The organism is Brachyspira innocens ATCC 29796 (assembly GCF_000384655.1).
In the GTDB taxonomy this organism is placed as follows: domain Bacteria; phylum Spirochaetota; class Brachyspiria; order Brachyspirales; family Brachyspiraceae; genus Brachyspira; species Brachyspira innocens.
In genome coordinates, this window is the sequence record NZ_ARQI01000014.1 from 1 (window position 1) to 1,690 (window position 1,690).

The 1,690-nt window shown below is 27.0% G+C and carries 1 pseudogene; it reads right to left on the reverse strand.

The features are described from left to right. A pseudogene (locus F811_RS16595) lies at nucleotides 1-1,690 on the reverse strand (hypothetical protein); the annotation flags it as partial.

Below are 1,690 nucleotides of genomic sequence, written 5' to 3' on the forward strand. Positions count from 1 at the left end.
TTAGTTTGCGGTCTTACTGTATTAGTTTGAGCATTGTTAGTCTGTGGTCTTACTGTATTAGTTAAAGCATTAACTGCATTATTTGTTTGAGTAAGATCATTAGTTGGAGAAATAGTTTCATTAGTAACTATTTCATAGAAATCATCATCAACCTCATTATTTTTTCCAGAGAAGAACTGTACACCCAAGAAAGATAATCCTAGTATTATGATTATAATTCCTACTATAGCAACAATTTTATTTGATTTTTTATTTTCATCTATAGAATGTGCTGGAGCAACATAAGGCTCTGCTGGTTTTTTCTCTATTTCAGGCAATGATGAAGTTTTTAATTCATCTTCAGTTTCTATTATTTTTATATCTTTTTCTTTTAATTCCTGTAATTTTTTAGATTCATCTTCATTGTTTTCAGTTTCATCTGAATTATAATTTTTATAATTTTCAACAGCATCATTTTCATCAATAGTAGGTGCTGTTTCTATTGCCTTATCTATTTCATGCTGTTCATATACTGATTTTTTTATCTCTTCATCATTGTTTGAAGGTATAATAACAGGTCTTTTAAATATATCGCTTTTACTGTATGTAGGTTTATCATTTATTTTAATTTCTTCAGTTTTATTTTCTTTCTCTTCAGTATTATTTTCTAATTCTTTATTTTCTTCAGTTATTTCTTCTTCTGCTTTTTCTTCAGATTTATTTAAATTATTTTCTTCTGCAGTTTCATTTATTGTTTCATTCTCTTCTTCTTTCTTTTCAAATCTAGTAAAAGAGTATGAAGAGCTGTAATTATGCATTATAGATGATGAAGGAGTTTCTGTAATCTCTTCTTTTTCTTCTATTTTTGTTTCTTCTTTTAGCTCTATCTCTTTTACATCGTCTGTATTTTCTGAAACTTCTTTTTCTTCTGTAATAGGCTCTTCTTTATTTATCTCATCATCTGATGTTTTTTCAGTATTTATTTCTTCTTCGCTTTTTTCATCTTCTTTTTTATCAATAAAATCATCACTATCTTTATTATCTTTTATTTCATTATCTTTTATGCTGTTTATGCTATGAGCTGCTAATACACTAGTTATTATAGGTTTTGAAACATTTAATTCAGAAGATGAAGTATTTTTTGATTCTGTATTAATTTCAGTATCATCATCAACAACAGCTAAACGTTTTTTCACAGTAACAGGTCTTGATACATTTTTTGATTTTGCTTTTATAGCTTCTTTTAATAGAGTTATTGATTCTCTTTCTGTTTTAGTTTCGCTGCTTTCAGTTTTTATAGTTTCTAATTTTCTTACTGGACTTGATGTTTTAAATGGGTTTTTTCTATCCGCTTTGGCTTCTTTTATGAGTTCTTTTAAATCTTTTCTCTCTTCTTTTTTTTCTTCTTCTTTTTTTACTATAGGTTCTCTTGAAGATATTTTATTTTCAGACAAATCAGAAGCTTTATCATCTTTTTTATCAAAAATGCTGTCTATTTTTTTATTTGTTTCTTTCTTTTCTTCTTGGCTGTTTTGTAAATCTATGGCTTTACTTTCTTCTTTTAGAGGTGATGCAGTTTTTTTAAGAGCTGTTTTTTTTACAGTTGTATCTTTAACTTCTTCATCAGCTGTTTTTTTAGCTGCAGTAGCTTTTTTAGCTGTAGTTTTCTTTACTGTTGTATCTTTAACTTCTTCATCAGCTGTTTTTTTGG